Origin of the sequence: Falsochrobactrum ovis, from assembly GCF_003259955.1 — a bacterium.
Lineage (GTDB): Bacteria > Pseudomonadota > Alphaproteobacteria > Rhizobiales > Rhizobiaceae > Brucella > Brucella ovis_A.
In genome coordinates, this window is record NZ_QLMK01000001.1 from 606,194 (window position 1) to 628,936 (window position 22,743).

Consider the following 22,743-nt stretch of genomic DNA (forward strand, 5'->3'; position numbering starts at 1 on the left):
AGCGGTTTCATGCCATTGGTAGAATTTCAGGAAAGCAAATAATGATGCAGCAACCTCATCCCGGCTCTGCGGCCGGTTCTGATGTTCAAACGCGGGAAACGCGCGGACGGGTGAAAGACGCTCCGTCGGGACATTGGGTCTATCGCGCATTGCCGCAATGGCTTTGGCCCTATGCTCAGCTTGCGCGCTGGGACCGGCCAATTGGTTGGCAATTGCTGCTTTGGCCTTGCTGGTGGTCAGCCGCACTTGTGGCGGGCGCTGGCGCAAAACCGGGCGACGGTGTCTGGACCGTGATGCCTTCGCTTTGGCATCTGCTTCTGTTTTTGGTGGGCGCGGTGGCCATGCGTGGCGCAGGCTGTACCTATAATGATCTGGTCGATCAGGATATTGATGATAAAGTTGATCGCACCCGCTCGCGGCCGCTGCCTTCTGGGCAGGTCACGCGCAATCAGGCAAAAATCTTTCTCATTTTGCAGTCGCTGGTCGGACTTGCGGTCGTTTTGCAATTTAACCGCTTCGCCATTGGGCTTGGCTTTGCTTCATTACTGGTGGTCGCTGCCTATCCATTCATGAAGCGCATCACCAATTGGCCTCAGCTGGTCTTAGGTCTGGCTTTTTCATGGGGAGCGCTCATGGGATGGGCCGCGGTCAATGGTTCGCTCGCTCTGCCGCCAGTTCTGCTTTATATCGGCGCAATTTTGTGGACGATTGGCTACGATACTATCTATGCCCATCAGGATAAGGAAGATGACGCACTTGTCGGCGTGCGTTCAACAGCGCGGCTATTCGGAAAACATACAAAGACTGCGCTTTTGGTTCTTTATGGTGGTGCGCTTTGCTTCTTCGCCGGAGCTTTTGCGACCGCTCAAGTGCCAATGCCTGCTCTAGCGGGCCTGTTAGCCGCCGCTGCCCATATGTATCGTCAGATACACGTGCTCGACATCGACAATCCAGATCAATGTCTGCGGCTTTTTAAGTCAAACAGCGTCGTAGGTCTGCTGGTCTTTTTGGGGCTTGTCTTGGGAAGCCTCTGGGTTGCGATCAAGCCGCTAGTTTGACAAAAGGCCACCCAAAGGTGGCCTTCGCAACAGCTTATGGGTAAAGCCGCTCCCGATGCCACTGACCTTCAGGATCTGGTCGGGTAAAGAGTACCCGATCATGCAGGCGAAATGCACGGTCATGCCAGAACTCAATCGAAACCGGCCGGATGCGAAAACCTGACCAATAGGCTGGCCGTGGAATGTCGCCCACGACATATTTTGCAGTATATTCAGCCACCGCTTTTTCCAGTGCAAAGCGGCTTTCAAGCGGGCGCGATTGTTTCGAAGCCCATGCGCCGATGCGGCTGCCGCGCGGTCGGGAAGCATAATAAGCGTCGGCTTCTGCATCATCGACTTTTTCCACCAATCCGCGCACACGTACCTGTCGACGCAGAGATTTCCAATGGAAACACAGGGCCGCCTTCCACGAGGACAGAATTTCTTGCCCCTTTTGGCTTTCATAATTGGTGTAAAAAACAAAGCCCTGCTCATCAAAATCTTTAAGCAGCACCATGCGCACATTTGGCAAACCCTCCGAATCGACCGTAGCGAGCGCTACCGCATTCGGATCATTGGGTTCGTGCTGCGCAGCATCGCCGAGCCATTGCGCGAAGAGCTTGTAAGGTTGGGTGCTTTGCGTGAAGTCGTCGCTGGATTCTGTCATTGTCGCAATTCATTTCTGTAAATAAAGATCAGCCGAATTCTCGCTAGCTTCATCCAGTTCGCTAATATTGTCTATGCCCAAAGCTGGTTCACTCTGTCACAAGGGCTGAGATTTTGTGCAATGGATGCTGCCCGCTAAGCCTTTCTTTACCTTGCAAACATACCGCTTATTAACTTCGTATTGTCATAATTCTCGCATCAATATCACGAAAGCAAGGGACGAATATTGGCCGTCAAAGCAGCATACCGTCAAATAGGCGCGCTTCTGCCTCGATCTCAATCCGCGCTTTCGCGTTTGGCGCTGATGACCACTGTTTTCTTGGTGCTCGGTGGGTGCGCCATGGGCGGTTTCAGCCTTGATAAGGCTGTGCCCGATAAATCAACGGTTACAGGCTCCATAAGCACCCCGCACAAAGCAGAAGCTGATAAGGGCAGTATCTCTGACCAATCAGCTATCAAGAGCATTGTTTCTGCGCTCAACTTTTCTGAGTGGGGCAAGCAGCCAGTGCCTTGGGCTAACCCCGATACGGGAAGCCAGGGCACAATCACTGCCATAGATGAAACGCGAACAGATAATATTCTCTGTCGTCAATTCCAGACCTCGCGCGAGGCTTTTGACGGGGTTTCTATCTATCGTGGCGAGACATGTATGCAGCCCGGCGGCAATTGGATCCTAACTTCTTTTGCGCCGATCTAATTGTTTTCCTTGCAACTCTGGAAGTTTTCCTTTTCCGTGCGCATATTAATGGCCAAAGAGTCTAACGACTGAATATAAAGTCATTTTCCTGAATGAGGACTATATGCGCGATCCCTATAGCGTGCTGGGCGTCGCTAAAACGGCGAAGCAAGATGAAATCAAATCGGCGTTTCGCAAGCTCGCCAAAAAGCTGCATCCTGACCAGAATAAAGATGATCCGAAGGCGCAGGAGCGCTTTTCGGAAATTAATCAAGCCTATGAAATCATCGGCGATAAAGACCGTCGCGCCCAATTTGACCGCGGCGAAATCGACGCTGAGGGCAAGCCCGTTTTTCAGGGTTTTGGAGGGCAGGGCTTTGGAGGGCAGGGCTTTGGAGGGCAGGGCTTTGCCGGCCAAGGTGGCGCTGATCCCTTTGCGCAATTCAGACAGGGTGGGGGAAACTCCAGCCATTTCGAATTTCGTAGCGGACCGGGCGGAGCGCAGGGCTTTGGCGGGGCTGATGATATCCTCAACGATCTTTTCGGCGGCATGTTTGGCGGTGCGCGTCCGGGCGGCGGCGGCGCGCGGCAGCGTGGCCGGGTAAAAGGCAACGATATTTCCGCTTCAATTTCCATCACGCTTGAGCAGGCAGTGGGTGCGGAAAACGTCGAAGCGGTTTTCCCCAACGGTAAGCGGTTAAATATCAAGCTGCCAAAATATGTTGAGGACGGCCAAACGATCCGGCTCAAAGGCCAGGGCGAACCTCTGATGGGCGGCAGTCCCGGTGATGCGCTGGTGACGATCCGTTTCAAGCGGAATGCGCGTTTTACCCTTGAGGGCCGCGATGTGCATGTTGATGTTCCAGTTTCGCTCGCTGACGCAGTTCTTGGAGGCAAAGAGGAAATTGAAACTCTGGATGGACGCATCGCCATCAAAGTGCCGGCTTGGTCGAGTTCAGATCGGATCCTTCGACTGAAAGGAAAGGGCTTGCCGCTCAAAGCGGGAGGCCGTGGCGATCTTTATGCGCATTTGCGCATCATGCTGCCGGAAGGCGGGGATGCAGAACTCGAAGAATTTTTGCGCAAACGTAAGGATGTTTAGTTAGTCCACACTTAAAAATTTGCCTTGTAAGCTGATTTTAATACCCGAACGCATGACAATACCCGGCATTTTTATCGCCTATTGCTTGAAGGGAGCGCGAGGCTGTGCGATAGGGCACTGAGTGAGTATTTCAATGAGGACCCTTAATGACCGCACAGTCAGGTTTATTGCAGGGCAAGCGCGGATTGATTCTGGGCGTAGCCAATAACCGTTCCATCGCTTGGGGTATTGCCAAAGCGGCTCGTGAGGCCGGTGCTGAACTCGCATTCACCTATATGGGTGAGGCGCTCAAGAAACGCGTTGAGCCGCTGGCTAAAGAATTGGATGCCTTTGTTGCCGGGCATTGCGATGTCAGCGATGCTGCAACTGTTGATGCAGTTTTCGAATCTATTGAGAAAAAATGGGGCAAGCTCGACTTCGTCGTTCATGCCATTGGTTTTTCCGATAAGGATGAGCTGACCGGACGTTATGTCGATACGTCTGAAGATAATTTCTCCAAGACGATGCTGATCTCGGTTTATTCGCTCACAGCAATCGCTCGCAGGGCTGAGAAATTGATGGCCGATGGCGGGTCGATTCTGACTCTGACCTATTACGGCGCTGAAAAAGTTATGCCGAATTACAATGTGATGGGCGTAGCCAAAGCAGCGCTTGAGGCGAGCGTGAAATATTTGGCTGTCGATCTTGGACCGCAGAATATTCGCGTTAACGCGATTTCAGCCGGACCAATCAAAACGCTTGCATCCTCTGGCATTGGCGATTTCCGCTATATTCTTAAGTGGAATGAATATAATGCGCCCTTGCGCCGTACCGTCACCATTGAGGAAGTCGGCGATGTTGGGCTTTATTTCCTCTCCGATCTGTCACGCTCTGTGACGGGCGAAATTCATCATGCTGACAGCGGCTATCATGTCATCGGCATGAAGGCCGTGGATGCGCCAGATATTTCGGTGGTCAAAGACTAGGAAAAAGAAGTGGCTCGGGAAATTATCTACTTCTCGCGTCACGGCGAGACCGACTGGAACGTTTCACAACGCATTCAAGGCCAGCTTGATATTGATATCAATGATCATGGCCGTGCGCAGGCAGACCGTAACGGGGATATGCTCAAATCGCTTATTGGCGATGCAGCGGGCTTCGATTTTGTCGCAAGCCCGCTACGCCGGACCCGCGAAACAATGGAGCGTATTCGTCTGCGCATGGGGCTCGACCCCTATGATTTTCGCACTGACCCGCAATTGATGGAACTTAATTTCGGCGACTGGCAAGGCTTCATGTTGGAAGATATTGCCAAGGCGGGCGATCTATTGGTCAAAGAACGCGCCCGCGACAAGTGGAATTTTATCCCTCCCGGCGCAAGCGCTGAAAGCTATATGGCGCTCTCGCAGCGTATTGGCCGCTGGGTAGAAGCGGTGGAATGGCCCACCGTCTGCGTGACGCATGGCGGCTGCATCAGAACATTATTCTATCTTTATGGAAAAATGGACGGGCACGAAGCGGCTAATCTTTCCATTCCGCAAGATAAAATCCTCAGATTTCAAAATGGCCGTCTCGATTGGCTTTGATGCTTGAGCGGTTTTGCGTCTAATTTTCATAAACGCCTGGGTGAGCGACGAATGAGGCGCATAAGTGAGATAAGCTCAAACAGCTAAATCTTGGCACAGGCAGCAAGAGCGTTCCGTTCGCTCAAGGGGCTTCCTGAATATCGGTGATAAAGCGCGTATTTTCCGCCACATCATAAAGTATGATTACTTCCATGCCGGGATTGATAGCGGAATAATCGAACTCGCCCGGCAGCTTATAGACAAAGCCATCATCAAGCGTAATTGTTTCTTCTTCCGCATCGACTTGGATGATCGTTCCTTCAACATCATCGGCCAATGCGACATTTGAAAAAAGCGACGCTAGGATCATAATCAGTCCTGCTAAATATGGCATTACGTCATCCTCTCCTGCGGTGGTGCGTGATTGATTCGACTATTGTGACGGGCCCTGCGTAGGTGTCGATGCTGATCTCGAGAAAGATTTTCTTAGGCATAATTTGCCAACGCAACGCTGTACAAAGAATTAGGCAGCACGAATATGGCAAAAACAATGCGGGATTTGGCAGATCCTAAGGAAAATCCTTGTTACTGCGCGCCATGATTTGACCAGCGCACAAAAGGCCAATAAAACTGCCTGATCTTGCCTTTTCAGGCTCTTCCGCAATCGGGTCAAGCAATGTCTCATAATAGTTTCGGTCATTTGTTCCGCGTCACTACCTGGGGTGAAAGCCACGGTCTTGCACTTGGTTGTGTTGTTGATGGGTGCCCGCCGGGCATTCGTTTCACGGAAGCCGAAATTCAGGCCTATCTGGATAAACGCAAGCCCGGCCAGTCCAAATATACCACCCAGCGCCGCGAAGCGGATCAAGTAAAGGTTCTTTCAGGCGTGTTGCTCGGCGATGATGGGGTCACAATGACCACCACTGGAACACCGATTTCCATGATGATCGAAAACACCGATCAGCGTTCGAAAGACTATGGCGATATTGCCCAGCAATATCGTCCCGGCCATGCTGATTATACCTATGATGTAAAATATGGCATTCGAGATTACCGTGGCGGCGGACGCTCTTCAGCGCGCGAAACGGCAGCGCGAGTGGCAGCAGGCGCCATTGCGCGCAAGATCGTACCGGGACTTCAAGTTCGTGGTGCGCTGGTTGCTATGGGTGTGCATGATATTGATCGCAGCCGCTGGGATTGGGCTGAAATAGATAATAATCCGTTTTTCACCCCTGATGCAGGCTCGGTCGAAATTTTTGCCAACTATCTAGATGGTATTCGCAAAGCGGGATCATCCGTTGGAGCAATTATTGAAGTCGTTGCCGAAAATGTGCCAGCGGGAATTGGCGCGCCGATCTATGGCAAGTTGGACCAAGATATTGCCAGCTTGCTCATGTCGATTAATGCGGTCAAGGGCGTTGAAATCGGAAATGGCTTTAACGCTGCGCGGCTGACTGGCGAGGAAAATGCCGACGAAATGCGCATAGGCGAAGATGGCAAGCCGATTTTTCTTTCCAACCATGCCGGTGGCGTTCTTGGCGGGATTGCCAGCGGTGCGCCGGTCGTGGCGCGCTTTGCAGTCAAGCCAACCTCTTCCATTCTTACGCCGCGTAAATCCATCGACAGGCAAGGCAAGGAAGTGGATGTGATGACCAAAGGTCGTCATGATCCTTGTGTAGGCATTCGAGCCGTGCCAATTGGCGAGGCCATGGTTGCTTGCGCCATTGCCGATCACTATCTGCGTCACCGTGGCCAAACAGGTCGAATTTAATAATCTGACTGCCCGAAAGAGGGTTAAAAGATGAGCTATAATCAGAAACAGGTTGTTGATGCGCTGCGCGCTTTTGAGCGTGGTGAAATCGTCGTGGTTATGGATGATGATGGGCGTGAAAACGAGGGCGACCTGATCGTTGCTGCGGTTCATTGTACGCCTGAAAAAATGGCATTCATCGTGCGCCATACTTCCGGTATTGTCTGCACACCAATGACGCGCGAAGAGGCAAAGCGGCTGAGCTTGACCCCAATGGTGGCAGAAAACGAATCAGCCCATACCACTGCTTTCACTGTCACCGTTGATTATCGCCATGGAACCACTACCGGTATTTCCGCCGAAGACAGAACCCTAACAGTTCGCAATCTGGCTAATCCAAATGCTGGCCCATCGGATTTTGTCCGACCGGGCCATATTTTCCCGCTCGTTGCCCGCGAAGGCGGTGTGCTGATGCGATCTGGCCATACGGAAGCGGCGGTAGATCTTTGCAAGCTAGCAAACCTGCCGCCCATTGGTGTGATTTGCGAACTCGTCAATGATGATGGCTCGGTCATGCGTGGTCCGCAGGTAACGGCATTTGCCGAGCAACATAAGCTACACCGTGTTACGGTGGCTGACTTGATCGCCTATCGTCAACGCAAGGAAACCTTGGTCAAACGGGTTAGCGATGCCGCAATTACTACCTGTGCCGGTCCCGCACATGCATTTACCTATGAATTGCCCTGGGAGCCGATGCAGCATGTGGCAGTTGTATTTGGTGATATCCGCGATGGCGAGGACGTACCAGTGCGGTTGCACCGGGAAGACGTTTTAAGCGATGTATTCGGCAAAAGCGACGCCAATGTCGGTGCGATTTTGGAACGAATTGGCAAGGATGGCCGCGGCGTCGTGGTCTATCTGCGCGAAGGTTCAGTCGGCGTTCGCTCTAATCACCAAGATCCTCGTGCTCGCAACGGCTTGGTGGGGAATCATGAAGCCTCAGTTGAGTCGCCGATTGAAGCCCCCATTGAACCCCCCATTGAACCCCCCATTGAAACTCATGCGGAAGCGCGGGCGCGGGACGAAGAGTGGCGTCAGATCGGACTGGGTGCGCAGATCCTCAAAGATCTTGGCATCACGTCGATTGTGCTGCTTGCCTCGCGCGAGCGTCATTATGTCGGTCTGGAAGGTTTCGGCATCAAAATTGCCCGCACCGAAATCATTTGAGGATTTAACCTGCCCAGCTAAAGCGGCCGAGCGTAACTTCCGGTTCAATTGACGCAGAACCGGTCTATAATAGCGCCATGACAACACGGCTTTACTGGCATCCGATTTATCTTGAGCACCAAACGCCGCCCGGCCATCCCGAGCGGCCCGATCGCATCCGCGCTTTAATGAGTGAGCTTGACGGTCCGGATTTTTATCGGTTGGATCGTGTAGAAGCTCCACGCGCCAATGAGAATTCGATTTTGCTCGCCCATTCGGAGGCGCATTTTGAAACTGTGCGGGCGAAACCGCCTGCATTATCAGAGGGTGAGCAGGACCCGGAATCTATCGTCCGGCTTAATGGCGACACCTATGTGAGCGCGCGCAGCATGGATGCGGGCCTTACCGCAATCGGCGCTGCCATGGCCGCAATTGATGATGTGTTTTCGGGCGCTGCAAACAATGTTTTTGTCGCCTCGCGCCCGCCCGGACACCACGCCGAAACCAATAAGGCTATGGGCTTTTGTCTTTTCAACAATATTGCCATTGCGGCACGCCATGCGCAGCGTTTATATGGCGTAGAACGCATTGCCATTATCGATTGGGATGTGCATCACGGTAACGGGACGCAGGAGATTTTTGAACGGGATAAGAGCGTGCTTTTCTGCTCGACCCATCAACTGCCTCTTTATCCAGGCACCGGCGCAAAGGATGAAACTGGAGTGGGCAATATTGTTAATGCGCCGCTCTCGCCACATTCGGGCAGTCGGGAATTCCGCGAAGCGTTTAATAGTCGAATATTGCCAGCTCTGGACAATTTTCGGCCAGATTTGATACTTATTTCCGCGGGATTTGATGCCCATTATCTTGACCCGCTAGCGCAAATCAACCTCGATGAGACAGATTTCGACTGGGCAACCGGCAAGCTGATGGAGCGGGCGGAAAGATTTTGTGATCACCGTTTAGTGAGCTTGCTTGAGGGTGGATATGATCTTGAGGGCTTGTCACGGTCAGCATCAGCGCATATTACGCGGCTGTTAAGAGGATAAATTATGGTAACCGAACCATCGAATGCCGATATTGCTGTCATGAGTTTCGAGGATGCGCTTAAGCAGCTCGAAAAAATCGTGGATGATCTGGAACGTGGCGACGTTCCGCTGGAAGAATCCATTCGCATTTATGAGCGTGGCGAGGCGCTGAAAAAACATTGCGATGCCTTGCTTAAAGCAGCCGAAGATAAGGTTGAAAAGATTCGTATTGGCCGCAACGGCCAGCCAGTCGGAACCGAACCACTGGATGATGAATAATATGGCCGTCAAGCCATCAATGAGACAGCGATTTGTCGGTTAGACCAGCGATTTCAAATAATCAGCAACTGGCATGAGCACACCGCTCAGCAAATAAGGGCCTAATCCCCACGTAAGCGTCCACAGAGCTGCACCGACCATATTTGCCGCCAGAAAATGACTTGGCTTCATTTTCAATGTGCCTGCGATAATTCCGTTGAGCTGTCGCAACAGCACCACGAAGCGCGCAGTTGCGACCATATAAATGCCTCTGCGGGCAAAGAGTTCTTCAAAATGCTCCAGCCGCTCAGGCGTAAGCTTGATCATATGACCAAAACGCAAGATTAGCCGGCGTCCGCCAATCCGGCCGATAAGATAACCGGTACAATCGCCCAGAACCGCGCCCGCAAAAACCGCTATAAGAACAGCATCGATATTTAATGTCCCGTTCAAGGCCAAGAGCGAGCTGGCAATTACTGCACTTTCGCCAGGCAGGGGCGCGCCAAAAGATTCACCATAAACAATCAGGAAAAGCGCGAATGCGCCGTAAGCTGTAATATAAGGCTCAATATAATGCATTTCAGAGACGCCGCTTTCCTTAGGGTCCACTCCAAAGCAAGCGGCGTTGTCTGCTAAAGCCGATTCAGCCGATGGAGCGTTTGCCAGTAATAGCGTGATAGACTGACAATACAAGGATCGCGCCAGCTATTGAAACCAGCAGGCTGAATAGATCCAGCGCGCCCGTTATTCCCCGTCCAAACAAAAAAGACGAGATAATGCCGCCAACCACTGCGCCAATAATGCCCAGTGCTATATCGAGAAAAAATCCTTGCCCGGATTTGTTGACAATTTTGCTTCCGATAAAGCCCGCAATGAGCCCTAAGACAATCCAACTGATAATGCTCATGTAGTATTTCTCCATCTAAATAAGTAAAAAACAATATAAATGAAGTTAAGTTCTGGAATTTACCATTTTACAACTTATCGAGTTGCAATGATAACTCAACTACGCAATCATTAATACTGTATAAAGGGAAAGCCCAGCAGACAACAGGAGTTTGATGCCATGGGAAGTTTCGATAATACAGGTAATTCTCCAGTACCCGGCGGTAGTCTGGCCAAGCCGGTCATGATTGCTTTAGGCGCGCTACTGGTCGGCAAAATGCTCAAAGGCAATAAGGATGAAGCAGAGCAGCCAGCTCCGCTTTCTGAAGGCACATCGACTGGCGCGGGCGAGGGAATGCTGGGCAGTATTCTTGGTGGTGTTGGCAATATGTTGGGCGATGCTGGCAATGCTCAAGCGGCACCTATGCCGGGCGAGTTGAGCGGCGGCCTTGGCAGTTTACTTGAGAAACTCACCCAGGCGGGACATGGTGATAAGGTCCAATCCTGGTTGGGGCAGGGAGAAAATGCGCCGATTGATCCGAACCATTTGGGCGATGCCATTGGCAGCTCGACGATTAATCAGGTCGCGCAACATGCCGGGATCGACCCACAGGAATTGCTCACTCAACTATCGCAAGTTCTTCCCGGCGTCGTGGACAAGCTGACTACGGGCGGCAAGATCCCTGATTTGAATGAACTATCGAGCCTGTTGCAGAACCGTTGATCGAAGATCATATTAGAAGATGGTCGCACCGGCGGTCTACCGCCGGTGCTTTTTCGTTCAAGGCGGTTATCGATGAGCTTCTTTCCCTTTCAAGACCCGATTCTTGGCGATAAGGCTTCGGTCGATTCCATTGAAACGCTCGTCATTCCGCGCACCAGCGATATTGGCGGGCTGGAAGTGCGCCGCGCTTTACCTACCGCCCGGCGGCGATTGGTGGGGCCTTTTATTTTCTTCGACCGTATGGGCCCGGCAGTGCTGCGTGTGGGCGATGCGCTCGACGTCAAGCCGCATCCGCATATTGGACTTTCAACAGTGACCTATCTTTTTGATGGGCATATCCGCCATCGCGATAGCCTCGGCACTAAGATGGTCATCAAACCGGGCGATGTAAATTTGATGACTGCCGGCAGGGGTATTGTTCATTCTGAACGTTCGCCAGAAGAAGAGCGGGGCAAACCAATGGCGATGTCCGGCATCCAGACTTGGCTTGCTTTACCCGATGCAAAAGAGGAAATGAACCCGGAATTCTCCCATACTATCGCATCTGAACTACCGCTTATGCAGGATAGTGATGTGAATGGGCGGCTGATTATTGGTTCCATGCATGGGCTGACCTCGCCGGTCGTGCAACATACCGAAACGCTCTATGCTGATATCGAGATTAATCCATCGGGCCGTTTTCAGCTTCCACCTGTAACCGAAGAACGTGCAATTTATACTTTGCGGGGAAATCTGCGCATTAGCGGTGATGTGTTTCCACCAGATCGCCTGCTCGCTTTTCGCCCAGGCGATGATATTGTTATCGAAGCTGGCCCCGATGGCGCGCATTTTATGCTATTTGGCGGTGCGCCGCTTGGATCAAGGCGCTATATTTGGTGGAATTTCGTTTCGTCTTCGAAAGAACGCATTGAGCAGGCAAAGGAAGAATGGCGCACTGGCCAATTCGATATTGTGCCCGGTGACGAGAAAGATTTCATACCTTTGCCAGCATGATGTGCAAAAACTGCTAGAATACACTATATGCCCGTTCAACTTGATCTTGGCTTGCTGCTGTTATACCGACAATCGGTGCCCCAATAATATAGGCTAAAAATATGTCCCGACCCCACACCCCATTGCTCGATAAAGTACCTACGCCGGATCTTCTTCGCGCATTGCCGGAACAGGACTTACCCCAATTGACGGACGAACTGCGTGCGGAGCTGATTGATGCAGTGTCTACGACTGGCGGTCATTTGGGGGCTGGCCTTGGCGTGGTTGAACTGACAGTTGCGCTCCATCACGTTTTCAACACGCCCCATGATCGGATCATCTGGGATGTGGGACATCAGGCCTATCCGCATAAAATTCTCACCGGTCGTCGTGATCGTATCCGCACCTTGAGACAGGAGGGCGGGCTTTCTGGTTTTACCAAGCGGGCAGAAAGTGAATATGATCCTTTTGGCGCGGCGCATTCCTCGACGTCTATTTCTGCGGGCCTTGGCATGGCCGTGGCAAGCGAACTTACCGGTGTTTCGCGCAATGTGATTGCGGTGATCGGTGATGGTTCAATGTCCGCAGGCATGGCCTATGAGGCTATGAACAATGCGGGAGCGCTCGACGCGCGCCTGATTGTTATTCTCAACGATAATGACATGTCCATTGCGCCGCCAACTGGCGCGATGAGTGCGTATCTGGCGCGTCTGGTTTCAGGCCGCACCTACCGCACCATGCGCGAAACTGCAAAGCAGCTCGCGCAGAAATTGCCAAAATTCTTGCAGGATAAAGCACGTAAATCCGAAGAATATGCACGCGCTTTCTTCACTGGCGGCACGCTGTTTGAAGAACTGGGTTTTTATTATGTCGGGCCGATTGATGGTCACAATCTCGACCATTTGCTGCCGATCCTTAAAAATGTCCGCGACACGCAAGAAGGCCCGGTGCTTATCCATGTGGTAACACAAAAGGGTAAGGGCTATGCGCCTGCGGAAGCTGCTGCGGATAAATATCACGGCGTCAATAAATTCGATGTGATTACCGGCAAGCAGGCCAAGCCACCGGCAAATGCGCCAAGCTATACGAAAATTTTCGGCACAAGCCTGATTGAGGAAGCCCGCCACGATGACAAGATCGTCGCCATTACCGCAGCAATGCCCACTGGCACGGGCTTGGATCTGTTTGGCGAAGCTTTTCCCAAACGGGTTTTTGATGTTGGCATCGCCGAACAACATGCGGTGACTTTTGCCGCAGGTCTTGCCAGCGAAGGATTAAAACCTTTCTGCGCGATTTATTCGACTTTTTTGCAGCGCGGTTATGATCAGGTCGTGCATGATGTCTCCATTCAAAATCTGCCTGTGCGATTTCCAATCGATCGGGCAGGGCTTGTAGGCGCTGATGGTCCAACCCATGCAGGTTCCTTTGATACGGGCTTTCTCGCAGCCCTTCCCGGATTTGTGGTGATGGCGGCATCCGACGAGGCGGAATTGCGCCATATGGTTCGAACCGCCGCAGAATATGATGAAGGCCCGATCTCCTTCCGTTATCCACGTGGGGATGGTGTCGGCGTTGATCTGCCAGAACGCGGCAGCGTGCTGGAAATCGGCAAGGGTCGTATCCTGCGCGAGGGGAGCAAAGTTGCGCTGCTTTCATTTGGAACAAGGCTGCAGGAATGTCTGAGCGCCGCTGAGGAATTGGTTGCTGCCGGACTATCAACCACCGTGGCGGATGCGCGTTTTGCCAAGCCGCTTGATCAGGATTTGATCCGTCGCCTTGCCCGTGAGCATGAAGTTCTGGTGACGATTGAAGAGGGTGCTGTGGGCGGTTTTGGTGCCCATGTGCTCCAATTCCTCGCCATGGACGGATTGCTTGATCGCGGTCTGAAAGTGCGTGTGTTAACATTGCCCGATATTTATCAAGATCACGGCAAGCCCGACGCTATGTATGCTTCCGCCGGACTGGACCGAGTGGGCATCGTCAATACGGTTTTTGCAGCGCTTCACCTCGAAGAACTTGGGCGGGAAGAAACCGCAACACCTTTCCGCGCCTAAAGCGATGCGTGCTGAGCCTGCCGATAATAATCTTGATAAAAACTTGCGCCTTGATCAATTGCTGGTCGAGCGCAAGTTTTTTGCAACGCGTTCACGCGCTCGCGATGCGATCCAGCGCGGAACCGTCCAAGTGGATGGCAAAATCATTACCAAGCCCGGGCAAAGTTTTACGCGTGATGTAACTATTTCGGTTGACGATCCGGCGAGCCGCTATGTTTCCCGCGCTGCACTCAAACTGGTCAGAGCGCTTGATCATTTCGACCTTGATGTGACCGGACGAACTGCGCTCGATATTGGCGCTTCCACTGGTGGCTTCACCCAAGTGTTGCTTGATCGCGGCGCAAGCCATGTTATCGCAATTGATGTTGGCCATGACCAATTGCATGAAAGCCTGCGCAGCGATAGCCGCGTGACCAATAAGGAAGGCATTAACGCCCGCAGTCTGGAACTGAGCGATCTTGATGGCCGCGAGGTGGATTGCATTGTGTCGGATGTAAGCTTTATCTCGCTTAAACTGGCCTTGCCTCCAGCATTGGCGTTTGCGCAAAAAGGTGCTATTTGCGCGCTTCTTGTAAAACCGCAATTTGAGGCCGGGCGTGAGGCTATAGGCAAAGGCGGCATTCTGCGTGACGCGTCGCAAGGTGAGCGCATTGCAGAAGAACTCGAAACTTGGCTGAATAATCTGCCTGACTGGCGCGCTTTGGGTATTTGCCCATCGCCAATCGAAGGTGGTGACGGTAATCGTGAATATCTCTTGGCAGGAAAGAAAGATAAATGACGACGCAAGTAACAATCCGCGCAATGGGTGCGGGCGGGGATGGCGTCGCCAATCTTCCAGATGGTCAGGTCTATGTGCCCTTCACACTGCCGGGCGAGGTGGCCAATGTGGCGCGCGAAAAAAACCGCGCAACGCTGATGGCTTTGCTTCAAACCTCACCAGAACGCCAACAGCCGGTCTGTCGGCATTTTGAGGAATGTGGAAGCTGCGCTTTGCAGCATTGGCATGATGAACCCTATCGCGCGTGGAAGCGTGAGCTGGTTGTTTCTGCGCTTAAGGGCAGGGGCCTTGATGTTGAGGTCGATGCGCTCATTCCATGCAGTCCGCGCTCGCGCCGCCGTGCGGTTTTCGCAGCGCGCCAGACAGAGCGCGGCATGCTTTTGGGCTTTAATCGCCATATGAGCCATGAAATCATCGACATTGTGGAATGTCCGGTTACCGTGCGGGAAATTACGTCGCGGCTTGATGATCTGCGTGAAGTTGCAAGCTTGCTTGCGCCCGGCTCAAAGCCTTTCAGACTTGCCGCTACGCTGACGGACGCTGGTCTTGACCTTGCAGCAAGCGATTGCGGCAAACTCACCGACGAGCAACGCCGCGATTTGATGGCGCTTGTGATCAAAAAAGGTTTTGCCAGATTGTCCCACGAGGGCGAAATTATTGTTGAGCCCAAAAAACCCACTATTCAAATCGGTAAAGTGCCGGTTCCGGTGCCTCCGGGCGGGTTTTTGCAAGCGACGGCAGAAGCCGAAGAAATCATGGCGTCGCTGGTGATAAGCCATATCGGCAAAGCCAAGCGTGTTGCCGATTTATTCTGCGGAGTTGGCACTTTTGCACTGCGTATCGCTGAAAAAAGCGCAGTTCATGCCATCGAAAACGATGCGGCAGCCTTGGTGGCACTGGATCGCGCTGTGCGCCATGTGCAGGGGCTCAAGCCTGTTTCTATTGAGCGACGCGATCTTTTCCGCCGTCCATTAATGCCAAAGGAATTGCTGCCCTATAATGCCGTCCTGTTCGACCCGCCGCGCGCCGGTGCACAGGAGCAGGCGACCGAGCTTGCCAAATCCAAGGTAGAAAAGGTGGTTGCAGTCTCATGCAATCCGGTAACGCTTGCACGAGATCTCTCAATCTTGGTCAATGGCGGCTACCGCATCCGGCGCGTCACCCCGATAGACCAGTTTCTATGGTCTTCCCATGTGGAAACGGTGGTTTCTCTGGTGCGCGCATAGGGCGCGGCACAGGCTCACATTTTTTCGATGATTTTCCGATCACCTTCATATGCGCGGCCATTGGCGGATATGATGGCGGGCACAATATCTTCAGCACGGTCGATGATAAGCGGTTGAACCTGATGCGCCGTGTGGATGAAGCCTTGCTTGCGCATATGGTCGAGCAGGGCGAGCATCGGCTGCCAGAAATTATTGATATTGGCAAAAACCATTGGTTTGCGGTGTTTGCCAAGCTGCGCCCAGGTCATGATCTCAACAATTTCTTCTAACGTGCCAATACCTCCGGGCAGGGTTACAAAGCCGTCAGATTTTTCAAACATCAAATGTTTGCGCTGATGCATATCCTCAACAACAATCAGCTCGCTCAGCTCTTGCGCCTTCTCAAGGCTGGCTTCTTTATCGAGCAGGAAAGACGGAATTATGCCAGTGACTTGGCCTCCCGCTTCCATAACGCCTTGGGCAACAGCGCCCATAATGCCGCGCGTGCCACCACCATAAATCAGGCGAATGCCGTGTTGCGCAATTGAGCGGCCAAGAGTAAGGCCCGCTTCACGATAAATGGGATCAAGGCCCGTCGATGAGCCGCAATAAACGCAGATGGATCGAATCTGTGACATGGTTTTTCTTGAGCCTTTCATGCCTCAACGTCAAGAAGATCGTCCAAAAATCGGCATCCCGACTAGACTTTTTTATGAGTTTCTTTAACCCTTGCAGGCAAATTTTAAGAGGAGCTCAAACGTGAAAAAACTACTTGGCGCAATTGCGCTGTCCTTTGCCGCAACAACGGCTCTGGCCAACGAGATCAACATCACCATTCCCGATGATGTGGAAGTGCAAAGCGATTCGGTACTTTATCAATGCGGTGAGGAAACTATTTCTGCAACCTATTATAATGCGGACGAAATTTCGCTGGTCGCGCTTGAAATGGAAGATACGACCATCGTGGCGGCCAATGTTATTTCAGCTTCTGGCGCACGTTATGCCGGAGGTCCGTATATTTGGTGGACAAAGGGTGCGACCGCTGATCTCTATAATCTAATTGAAGACCCAGAACAGGAAAATCCCCTGAGCTGCGTTGAACAGTGATTTGTTCGTTGGTGTCAGTTTAATCAGGGCCGGTGCTGGTTTTCTTGTCGGTTGCTGAAAAAAGAGATAAAGCTCATAATGTAAAAGTTTAATGTGGAATTCATAGCGAATGCGAAACTTTAGCTACGTGTTGCTTGGCTTTTTGCTCGTCCTGCTTTTGGGCGGCGGGGTGCTATATTGGACCACGATGACGCCTGAAGATCAGGTTTCGCAAGCTGAAGTTGTGCCCGCAGCCTCTTCGCAAGATGCTGTGAAATCCACGTCGGCCAATTCTGCACTGGCTGATTCCACGCTAGCCCAGTCCGCACCAACCCAGTCCAATTTGGACGAAGCGCCGTCATCTCTTTTAGATGCAGCGCTCAAATCCACCGATGCAACAGCACCAGATACAGCCATCGGCGAAACTGGGCAGACTACTGAAACCGACAACATCGAGCCGGACGCTACGGCGCAACCGGCTCCTAAAGCGGAAGCCGCCGATACGATCGTTCCGCAATTTGATATTTTGCGGGTTGAGCCAGATGGCTCGGTAGTAATTGCCGGTCGGGCCGCGCCGGATTCAAAAGTCGATGTTATCGCAGGATCGCGGTTGCTTGGTTCGTCCAAGGCCGGAACCAACGGTGATTTTGCCATTGTGCTCGACCGTGCTTTAAACGGTGGCGATCATCAATTGGTATTGCGTGCAACCGTTGCTGATAGCAATGTGGCGACATCTTCGCAGACAGCAATTGTCTCGGTGCCAGCAAATTCTGACGGTCAAGTGCTTGCGCTTGTGGAAGAGCCGGGTCAGGCAAGCCGCCTGATCACTCGTCCTGAACCGGCATCAGAGCCTCAGGAAATCCACAAAACGCCTGATGCAACCACAAATTCGGCAGAGCGTGGATCAAGAGTAGTCACTAAAAATAACCCTGTCGGCCCGGTGACAACATCCACTGACGTGCCGATCTCAATTGAAGCCGTGGAAATCGAAGGCCAGAAAGTTTTTGTTGCAGGGAGTGCGCATGGAGCCAAAGGGCCTCAAAATACGGTTTCAGTCAAAGCCAATGATATTGTTTTGGGGGTAAGCCCGGTTACGCCCGAGGGAAGGTTCCTGATCCAAAGCCAACAGCCATTGGCAGTTGGTGACTATATTATTAGGGCCGATCTTCTTGATAGCGCCGGACGTGTTATTGGAACCGCTCGTGTGCCGTTCCGTCGGGTTGCGGGTGAAAACCTCTCCGCAGTAGCCACTGCAACCAATCAGCAAAGCCAAGAGCCTGCCGATGGCGGCACTCCGGAAGAGCTGCAAAAGGTCGATGGCTCCGTTATTATTCGCCGTGGCGATAATCTTTGGACCATCTCAAAGCGCACCTATGGACACGGCCTGCGTTATACGACCATCTATCTGGCAAACCGCGATCAGATTAAGAATCCTGACCTGATCTGGCCGGGACAAGTATTTGTAATGCCACAGGAGCCGTTGCCGGAAGCGGAAGTTAAGCGGCAATTGAACACCACACAAAACTAACAGCCTGATAATATTTTCGTAGCAAGCTGCGGCATTTTTTCGAAGATGCCGTAAATCTTGCACGATAAAAATTAGTCGTATATCGTCGTTTTACGATGAAAGACTCAGCCCTCAATAAATGCGCCAGCTCGGCGCACTCCCTTGCAGATAGGAGCGCGAAACCTCTCGATGACGAGGTTGCGCGCATTTATGCCGCGCTGGGACATTCTGTGCGTATTGTGATTTTGAGGCAACTTATCCGAGAGGATGCTTGTTGTTGTAAGGACATTGTGGATCGCATTGATCTCGCACAATCCACGGTTTCACAACATCTGAAAGTGTTGGTGCAGGCCGGATTGGTTGATTATCGCACCGAGGGGCAAAGTTCACGCTACAGCGTCAACCACGCCCGATTTGAATTAATTCGCGATCATTTGACGGCTTTCGGCATCGACCGTTTACCCCTTTGACTTGAAAGATAACCATATGAGTTCTTCAAAGACGGTTTCTGCGGAATCCGGCGAGACGTTCAAAACGCTACGAAACCTCTGGCCCTATATGTGGCCATCTGAGCGCCCCGATCTACGCATTCGCGTCGTTTGGGCGACCGTTTTTCTTGTAGTTTCGAAGATCGTATTGATCCTCGTCCCCTATTTCTTCAAATGGGTGACGAACGCCTTGAACGGGCAACTGGATGCGCCTGATTACATTCCGGCCTTTTTAATCGGCGCTGTGATGCTGGTTTTGGCCTATAATGCAGCCAAAATCATTCAGGCAGGGCTTAATCAGCTACGCGACGCACTGTTTGCAAGCGTCGGACAATATGCCGTGCGCCAGCTTGCCTATAAAACCTTTGTCCATATGCATGAGCTTTCGCTTCGTTTCCATCTGGAGCGGCGCACCGGCGGGCTGTCGCGTGTTATCGAACGTGGCACCAAGGGCATTGAGACGATTGTTCGCTTTACCATCCTCAATACGCTTCCGACCGTTCTGGAATTTGCGCTGACAGCGATTATTTTCGCCTTTGCTTACGGAATTTCCTATCTGATCGTAGTGGCTTTAACGGTCTGGGCCTATACATGGTTTACGATCAAAGCGAGCGACTGGCGCATTAGCATTCGCCGTGAAATGAATGATTCCGATACAGAGGCCAACACCAAGGCTATCGACTCGCTGCTTAATTTCGAAACGGTCAAATATTTCGGCAATGAAGCAATGGAGGCCAAGCGCTTTGACAGCGCCATGGCGCGATATGAAAAAGCCGCGACCCAGACTTGGACTTCGCTTGGCTGGCTCAACTTTGGGCAGGCAGTGATTTTCGGTGTCGGCATGGCCATTGTTATGGTGATGTCGGCGCTGGAAGTGCAAAAAGGCACACAAACGCTGGGCGACTTCGTTTTTATCAATGCTCTTTTGATGCAGCTTTCTATCCCGCTCAATTTCATCGGGTTTATCTATCGTGAAATCCGGCAGGGACTGACCGATATTGAGCAGATGTTCGACCTTCTTGATGTCAAACAAGAGGTCACTGATAAGCCAAATGCGCCCGATCTTAAGATCGATACAGGTGCGATTAGCTTCAAAGATGTGCATTTTGCTTATGACGCTGATCGGCCTATCCTCAAAGGAATAAGCTTCGATGTTCCGGCTGGTCACACAGTGGCCATTGTCGGGCCTTCAGGTGCCGGTAAATCAACAATTTCCCGGCTCTTATTCCGCTTCTACGATATCCAGTCCGGTACGATCACCATTGACGGGCAGGATTTGCGCGATGTCAAACAGGAAAGCCTACGTAAGGCCATCGGCATGGTCCCGCAAGATACGGTGCTTTTCAACGATACAATTGCCTATAATATTCGCTATGGGCGCACCGATGCCACATTGGAAGAAGTGGAAAGAGCAGCAGAACTGGCTCAAATATCGGGCTTCATCAAGCACTTGCCGCAAGGCTATCAATCCATGGTGGGTGAGCGTGGCCTAAAACTATCGGGTGGAGAAAAGCAGCGCGTTGCCATTGCACGAACCATTCTGAAAGCACCTCCCATTCTGATTCTGGACGAGGCGACCTCGGCGCTCGACACTGCCACCGAGCAGGAAATTCAATCCGCTCTCGATATTGTCAGCCGTGGCCGGACCACGCTGGTCATTGCGCACCGGCTGTCAACGGTAATTGGCGTGGATGAGATCATCGTGCTCAAAGATGGCCAGATTGCAGAACGCGGTAATCACCGCGAATTGCTAGAGCATGGCGGGCTTTACGCTTCCATGTGGGATCGTCAGCGTGAGGCCAGTGAGGCAGAAGAACGCCTGCGTCAAGTGCGCGAAAGCGACGATATGGGCGTTGTTCTTCGCGGTACTCCCGCAGCGGAATGATCTCCCGAACGGGATTAAACCATCGCAAAGAACGTCGCGCGCCTCAAACCAATGTGGCGCGCGGCGGGTGCTTTAGGGAGGCGCGCGACGGGCGTTTTAAGACTTCTCGCTTGAGGCCGAGAGAATTGATAATCGAAGGCCGAGCGGCACTGTTTGTGCAAAGTCTTATGGTTTTGAGATGTGGTTTACTTAAATAATCGAAGCTTTCACTGATCGCCGTGTATAATCTGCGAAATTGTTTTCGATTTTGGGCAGGATGCGCTAAAACCCCTTAAACTCGAAGGAAGAGCGATGAGCCTGTCTGACACTATTCGAAATACATTTGTGCCGATTCACCGCGAAGGCTATCCGTTTATAGCCGTTTTTTTTATAGTCTCGCTCATTTTGGGCTGGCTATGGGAACCGCTATTTTGGATTGGGCTGGTGCTCACCATTTGGTGTATTTATTTTTATCGCGATCCAGAACGCGTTACGCCGATTGATGATGATCTGGTGATTAGCCCCGCTGATGGCAAAATTTCTTTTGTAGGTTTGGCGATCCCACCGGCGGAACTCGATCTGGGCTCCGAACCGCGTATGCGCGTTTCAGTTTTCATGAATGTGTTTTCGGTTCACATCAATCGCACGCCCGTGCGCGGTCAGATTGAAAAAATCGTGCACCGGCCAGGCAAGTTTTTGAACGCAGAGCTGGATAAAGCCAGCACCGATAATGAGCGTAATAGTTTATTGATCGACAGCGCCCATGGTAAAATCGGCGTTGTGCAAATCGCGGGTCTGGTTGCGCGCCGTATCGTCTGCTGGTCCAAAGAAAGCGATCAAATGTCGGTAGGGGAGCGTTTCGGTCTGATCCGGTTTGGATCTCGCGTCGATGTCTATCTGCCAGAAACAGCCTCTATACGGGTAGCGGTCGGCCAGACTGCAGTCGCTGGCGAAACTATTCTCGCTGAATTTGGTAGTGAGCGCGCCGAACCTGTCGTGCGGATTGCATAAGCCCGATGAAAACACCCTTCTCACCGCTTGAGCCGAATGGCCGCGTGGATAGCGCACGCGGCCCGAAACTTTCGCAAATTCCTCTGCGGATCGTTGTCCCAAATCTGATTACAGTACTCGCGATTTGCGCGGGATTAACCGGCATAAGACTGGCATTTGAACATCGGTTTGAACTTGCCGTTATAATGGTGTTGGTTGCGGCCTTTCTTGACGGCGTCGATGGCCGCGTTGCCCGTATGATGAAGGGATCATCAAAATTCGGCGAGCAGATGGATTCGCTCGCAGATATCGTCAATTTTGGCGTCGCTCCTGCATTGGTCCTTTATGCCTTTGTGCTTGATCAGGCACGCTCCTTTGGCTGGATAGCAGCATTGCTTTACGCTATTGCGTGCTGTCTGCGCCTGGCTCGCTTCAATGTTATGCTGGAAGATGCTGACCGCCCGGCGTGGCAGCGGAATTATTTCATCGGCGTACCTGCACCCGCTGGAGCCATGCTGGTGCTTCTGCCCGTCTATCTTGGATTTTTGGGCCTGACCCCCAATAAGGGATTAGCATTCGCGGTGGCGGCCTATACTGTTACTATAGGTTTTCTGCTTGTCAGCCGTTTGCCGGTTTATAACGGTAAATCTGCGGGCAATCTGATCCGCCGTGATTTTGTTGTGCCACTAATTTTGCTGGTCGTTGCCTATGTGGCATTTTTAATGAGCTTTACATGGCATACGCTCACGCTCACAGCACTCGCCTATCTGATTTTTCTTCCGTTCAGTCTGATGGCTTGGAACCGGCGCGAGGCCGCTGAGCAAAAAACAGTCAGCTCCCCATAAGATAAAATCGAATATCCCGGCCTGAATGGAACTCAACTATCTTCGGGGTTTCCAAGGCAAAAGCGCGATCTATATGCC

25 protein-coding genes are annotated in these 22,743 nt (G+C 52.1%); 20 read left to right on the plus strand and 5 right to left on the minus strand.

Going from position 1 to position 22,743, the window contains the following annotated elements; all coding sequences use genetic code 11:
- Positions 1-44: 44 nt before the first annotated feature.
- Positions 45-1,058, plus strand: coding sequence for a 4-hydroxybenzoate octaprenyltransferase (gene ubiA, locus C7374_RS02830; RefSeq protein WP_111574261.1), 1,014 nt, complete (start codon positions 45-47; stop codon positions 1,056-1,058).
- Positions 1,059-1,092: 34 nt separating this feature from the next.
- On the opposite strand, the gene pdxH is transcribed toward ubiA, so the two are convergent.
- Positions 1,093-1,704, minus strand: a complete 612-nt coding sequence (gene pdxH / locus C7374_RS02835) for a pyridoxamine 5'-phosphate oxidase (RefSeq protein WP_111574072.1) — start codon at positions 1,702-1,704, stop codon at positions 1,093-1,095.
- Between the two features lie 264 nt (positions 1,705-1,968).
- On the opposite strand from pdxH, the gene C7374_RS02840 reads away from it, so the two are divergent.
- The 4 genes from C7374_RS02840 to C7374_RS02855 all read left to right on the plus strand — a co-directional run bounded on the left by C7374_RS02840 (position 1,969) and on the right by C7374_RS02855 (position 5,046).
- The gene (locus C7374_RS02840; protein ID WP_342634713.1) at positions 1,969-2,400 is read left to right on the plus strand and encodes an RT0821/Lpp0805 family surface protein; all 432 of its coding nucleotides are present in this window, start codon (positions 1,969-1,971) and stop codon (positions 2,398-2,400) included.
- Between the two features lie 103 nt (positions 2,401-2,503).
- Positions 2,504-3,481 (plus strand): DnaJ C-terminal domain-containing protein, encoded by a 978-nt coding sequence (locus tag C7374_RS02845; RefSeq protein ID WP_111574073.1) that lies wholly within the window; start codon positions 2,504-2,506, stop codon positions 3,479-3,481.
- 146 nt (positions 3,482-3,627) lie between these two features.
- On the plus strand, positions 3,628-4,446 hold the full coding sequence (gene fabI / locus C7374_RS02850) for an enoyl-ACP reductase FabI (protein ID WP_111574074.1): 819 nt from the start codon (positions 3,628-3,630) through the stop codon (positions 4,444-4,446).
- A gap of 9 nt (positions 4,447-4,455) precedes the next feature.
- Positions 4,456-5,046, plus strand: coding sequence for a histidine phosphatase family protein (locus C7374_RS02855; protein ID WP_111574075.1), 591 nt, complete (start codon positions 4,456-4,458; stop codon positions 5,044-5,046).
- Positions 5,047-5,167: 121 nt separating this feature from the next.
- On the opposite strand, the gene C7374_RS02860 is transcribed toward C7374_RS02855, so the two are convergent.
- A complete protein-coding gene (locus tag C7374_RS02860; RefSeq protein WP_111574076.1) occupies positions 5,168-5,419 on the minus strand; it encodes a DUF1344 domain-containing protein in 252 nt (83 codons plus the stop codon).
- 282 nt (positions 5,420-5,701) lie between these two features.
- Between C7374_RS02860 and aroC the strand changes: the two genes are divergently transcribed.
- From aroC to C7374_RS02880, 4 genes are all read left to right on the plus strand, one after another.
- Positions 5,702-6,796 (plus strand): chorismate synthase, encoded by a 1,095-nt coding sequence (aroC, locus tag C7374_RS02865; RefSeq protein ID WP_111574077.1) that lies wholly within the window; start codon positions 5,702-5,704, stop codon positions 6,794-6,796.
- A 30-nt stretch (positions 6,797-6,826) separates the two neighbouring features.
- A complete protein-coding gene (gene ribB, locus C7374_RS02870) occupies positions 6,827-8,002 on the plus strand; it encodes a 3,4-dihydroxy-2-butanone-4-phosphate synthase (RefSeq protein WP_111574078.1) in 1,176 nt (391 codons plus the stop codon).
- Positions 8,003-8,079: 77 nt separating this feature from the next.
- Positions 8,080-9,030, plus strand: a complete 951-nt coding sequence (locus C7374_RS02875; RefSeq protein WP_111574079.1) for a histone deacetylase family protein — start codon at positions 8,080-8,082, stop codon at positions 9,028-9,030.
- 3 nt (positions 9,031-9,033) lie between these two features.
- On the plus strand, positions 9,034-9,288 hold the full coding sequence (locus tag C7374_RS02880; RefSeq protein ID WP_111574080.1) for an exodeoxyribonuclease VII small subunit: 255 nt from the start codon (positions 9,034-9,036) through the stop codon (positions 9,286-9,288).
- Positions 9,289-9,327: 39 nt separating this feature from the next.
- Here the strand turns inward: C7374_RS02880 and C7374_RS02885 are convergent, their stop codons facing one another.
- Positions 9,328-9,846, minus strand: a complete 519-nt coding sequence (locus tag C7374_RS02885; protein ID WP_111574081.1) for a DedA family protein — start codon at positions 9,844-9,846, stop codon at positions 9,328-9,330.
- A 64-nt stretch (positions 9,847-9,910) separates the two neighbouring features.
- Positions 9,911-10,174 (minus strand): GlsB/YeaQ/YmgE family stress response membrane protein, encoded by a 264-nt coding sequence (locus C7374_RS02890; protein WP_111574082.1) that lies wholly within the window; start codon positions 10,172-10,174, stop codon positions 9,911-9,913.
- 159 nt (positions 10,175-10,333) lie between these two features.
- On the opposite strand from C7374_RS02890, the gene C7374_RS02895 reads away from it, so the two are divergent.
- The 5 genes from C7374_RS02895 to C7374_RS02915 all read left to right on the plus strand — a co-directional run bounded on the left by C7374_RS02895 (position 10,334) and on the right by C7374_RS02915 (position 15,906).
- Positions 10,334-10,876, plus strand: coding sequence for a YidB family protein (locus C7374_RS02895; RefSeq protein ID WP_111574083.1), 543 nt, complete (start codon positions 10,334-10,336; stop codon positions 10,874-10,876).
- Between the two features lie 72 nt (positions 10,877-10,948).
- Positions 10,949-11,869, plus strand: a complete 921-nt coding sequence (locus C7374_RS02900) for a pirin family protein (RefSeq protein WP_111574084.1) — start codon at positions 10,949-10,951, stop codon at positions 11,867-11,869.
- 101 nt (positions 11,870-11,970) lie between these two features.
- Positions 11,971-13,902, plus strand: a complete 1,932-nt coding sequence (dxs, locus tag C7374_RS02905) for a 1-deoxy-D-xylulose-5-phosphate synthase (protein ID WP_111574085.1) — start codon at positions 11,971-11,973, stop codon at positions 13,900-13,902.
- Positions 13,903-13,906: 4 nt separating this feature from the next.
- On the plus strand, positions 13,907-14,680 hold the full coding sequence (locus C7374_RS02910; RefSeq protein WP_111574086.1) for a TlyA family RNA methyltransferase: 774 nt from the start codon (positions 13,907-13,909) through the stop codon (positions 14,678-14,680).
- Positions 14,677-15,906 carry a class I SAM-dependent RNA methyltransferase gene (locus C7374_RS02915; protein WP_111574087.1) on the plus strand — a complete coding sequence of 410 codons (1,230 nt, stop codon included), beginning with the start codon at positions 14,677-14,679 and terminating at the stop codon, positions 15,904-15,906. Before C7374_RS02910 ends, C7374_RS02915 begins: the two co-directional genes overlap by 4 nt.
- A gap of 14 nt (positions 15,907-15,920) precedes the next feature.
- On the opposite strand, the gene C7374_RS02920 is transcribed toward C7374_RS02915, so the two are convergent.
- Complete coding sequence (locus C7374_RS02920) at positions 15,921-16,523, minus strand: LOG family protein (RefSeq protein ID WP_111574088.1); 603 nt, start codon at positions 16,521-16,523, stop codon at positions 15,921-15,923.
- A gap of 121 nt (positions 16,524-16,644) precedes the next feature.
- Between C7374_RS02920 and C7374_RS02925 the strand changes: the two genes are divergently transcribed.
- From C7374_RS02925 to pssA, 6 genes are all read left to right on the plus strand, one after another.
- On the plus strand, positions 16,645-16,992 hold the full coding sequence (locus tag C7374_RS02925; protein ID WP_111574089.1) for an MliC family protein: 348 nt from the start codon (positions 16,645-16,647) through the stop codon (positions 16,990-16,992).
- Between the two features lie 109 nt (positions 16,993-17,101).
- Complete coding sequence (locus tag C7374_RS02930) at positions 17,102-18,499, plus strand: LysM peptidoglycan-binding domain-containing protein (RefSeq protein ID WP_342634709.1); 1,398 nt, start codon at positions 17,102-17,104, stop codon at positions 18,497-18,499.
- A 95-nt stretch (positions 18,500-18,594) separates the two neighbouring features.
- A complete protein-coding gene (locus tag C7374_RS02935; protein WP_111574090.1) occupies positions 18,595-18,948 on the plus strand; it encodes an ArsR/SmtB family transcription factor in 354 nt (117 codons plus the stop codon).
- Positions 18,949-18,964: 16 nt separating this feature from the next.
- The gene (locus tag C7374_RS02940; protein WP_111574091.1) at positions 18,965-20,851 is read left to right on the plus strand and encodes an ABCB family ABC transporter ATP-binding protein/permease; all 1,887 of its coding nucleotides are present in this window, start codon (positions 18,965-18,967) and stop codon (positions 20,849-20,851) included.
- A 291-nt stretch (positions 20,852-21,142) separates the two neighbouring features.
- Positions 21,143-21,841, plus strand: coding sequence for a phosphatidylserine decarboxylase (locus C7374_RS02945; protein ID WP_111574092.1), 699 nt, complete (start codon positions 21,143-21,145; stop codon positions 21,839-21,841).
- Between the two features lie 5 nt (positions 21,842-21,846).
- Positions 21,847-22,665 carry a CDP-diacylglycerol--serine O-phosphatidyltransferase gene (gene pssA, locus C7374_RS02950; protein ID WP_111574093.1) on the plus strand — a complete coding sequence of 273 codons (819 nt, stop codon included), beginning with the start codon at positions 21,847-21,849 and terminating at the stop codon, positions 22,663-22,665.
- Positions 22,666-22,743 lie beyond the last annotated feature (78 nt).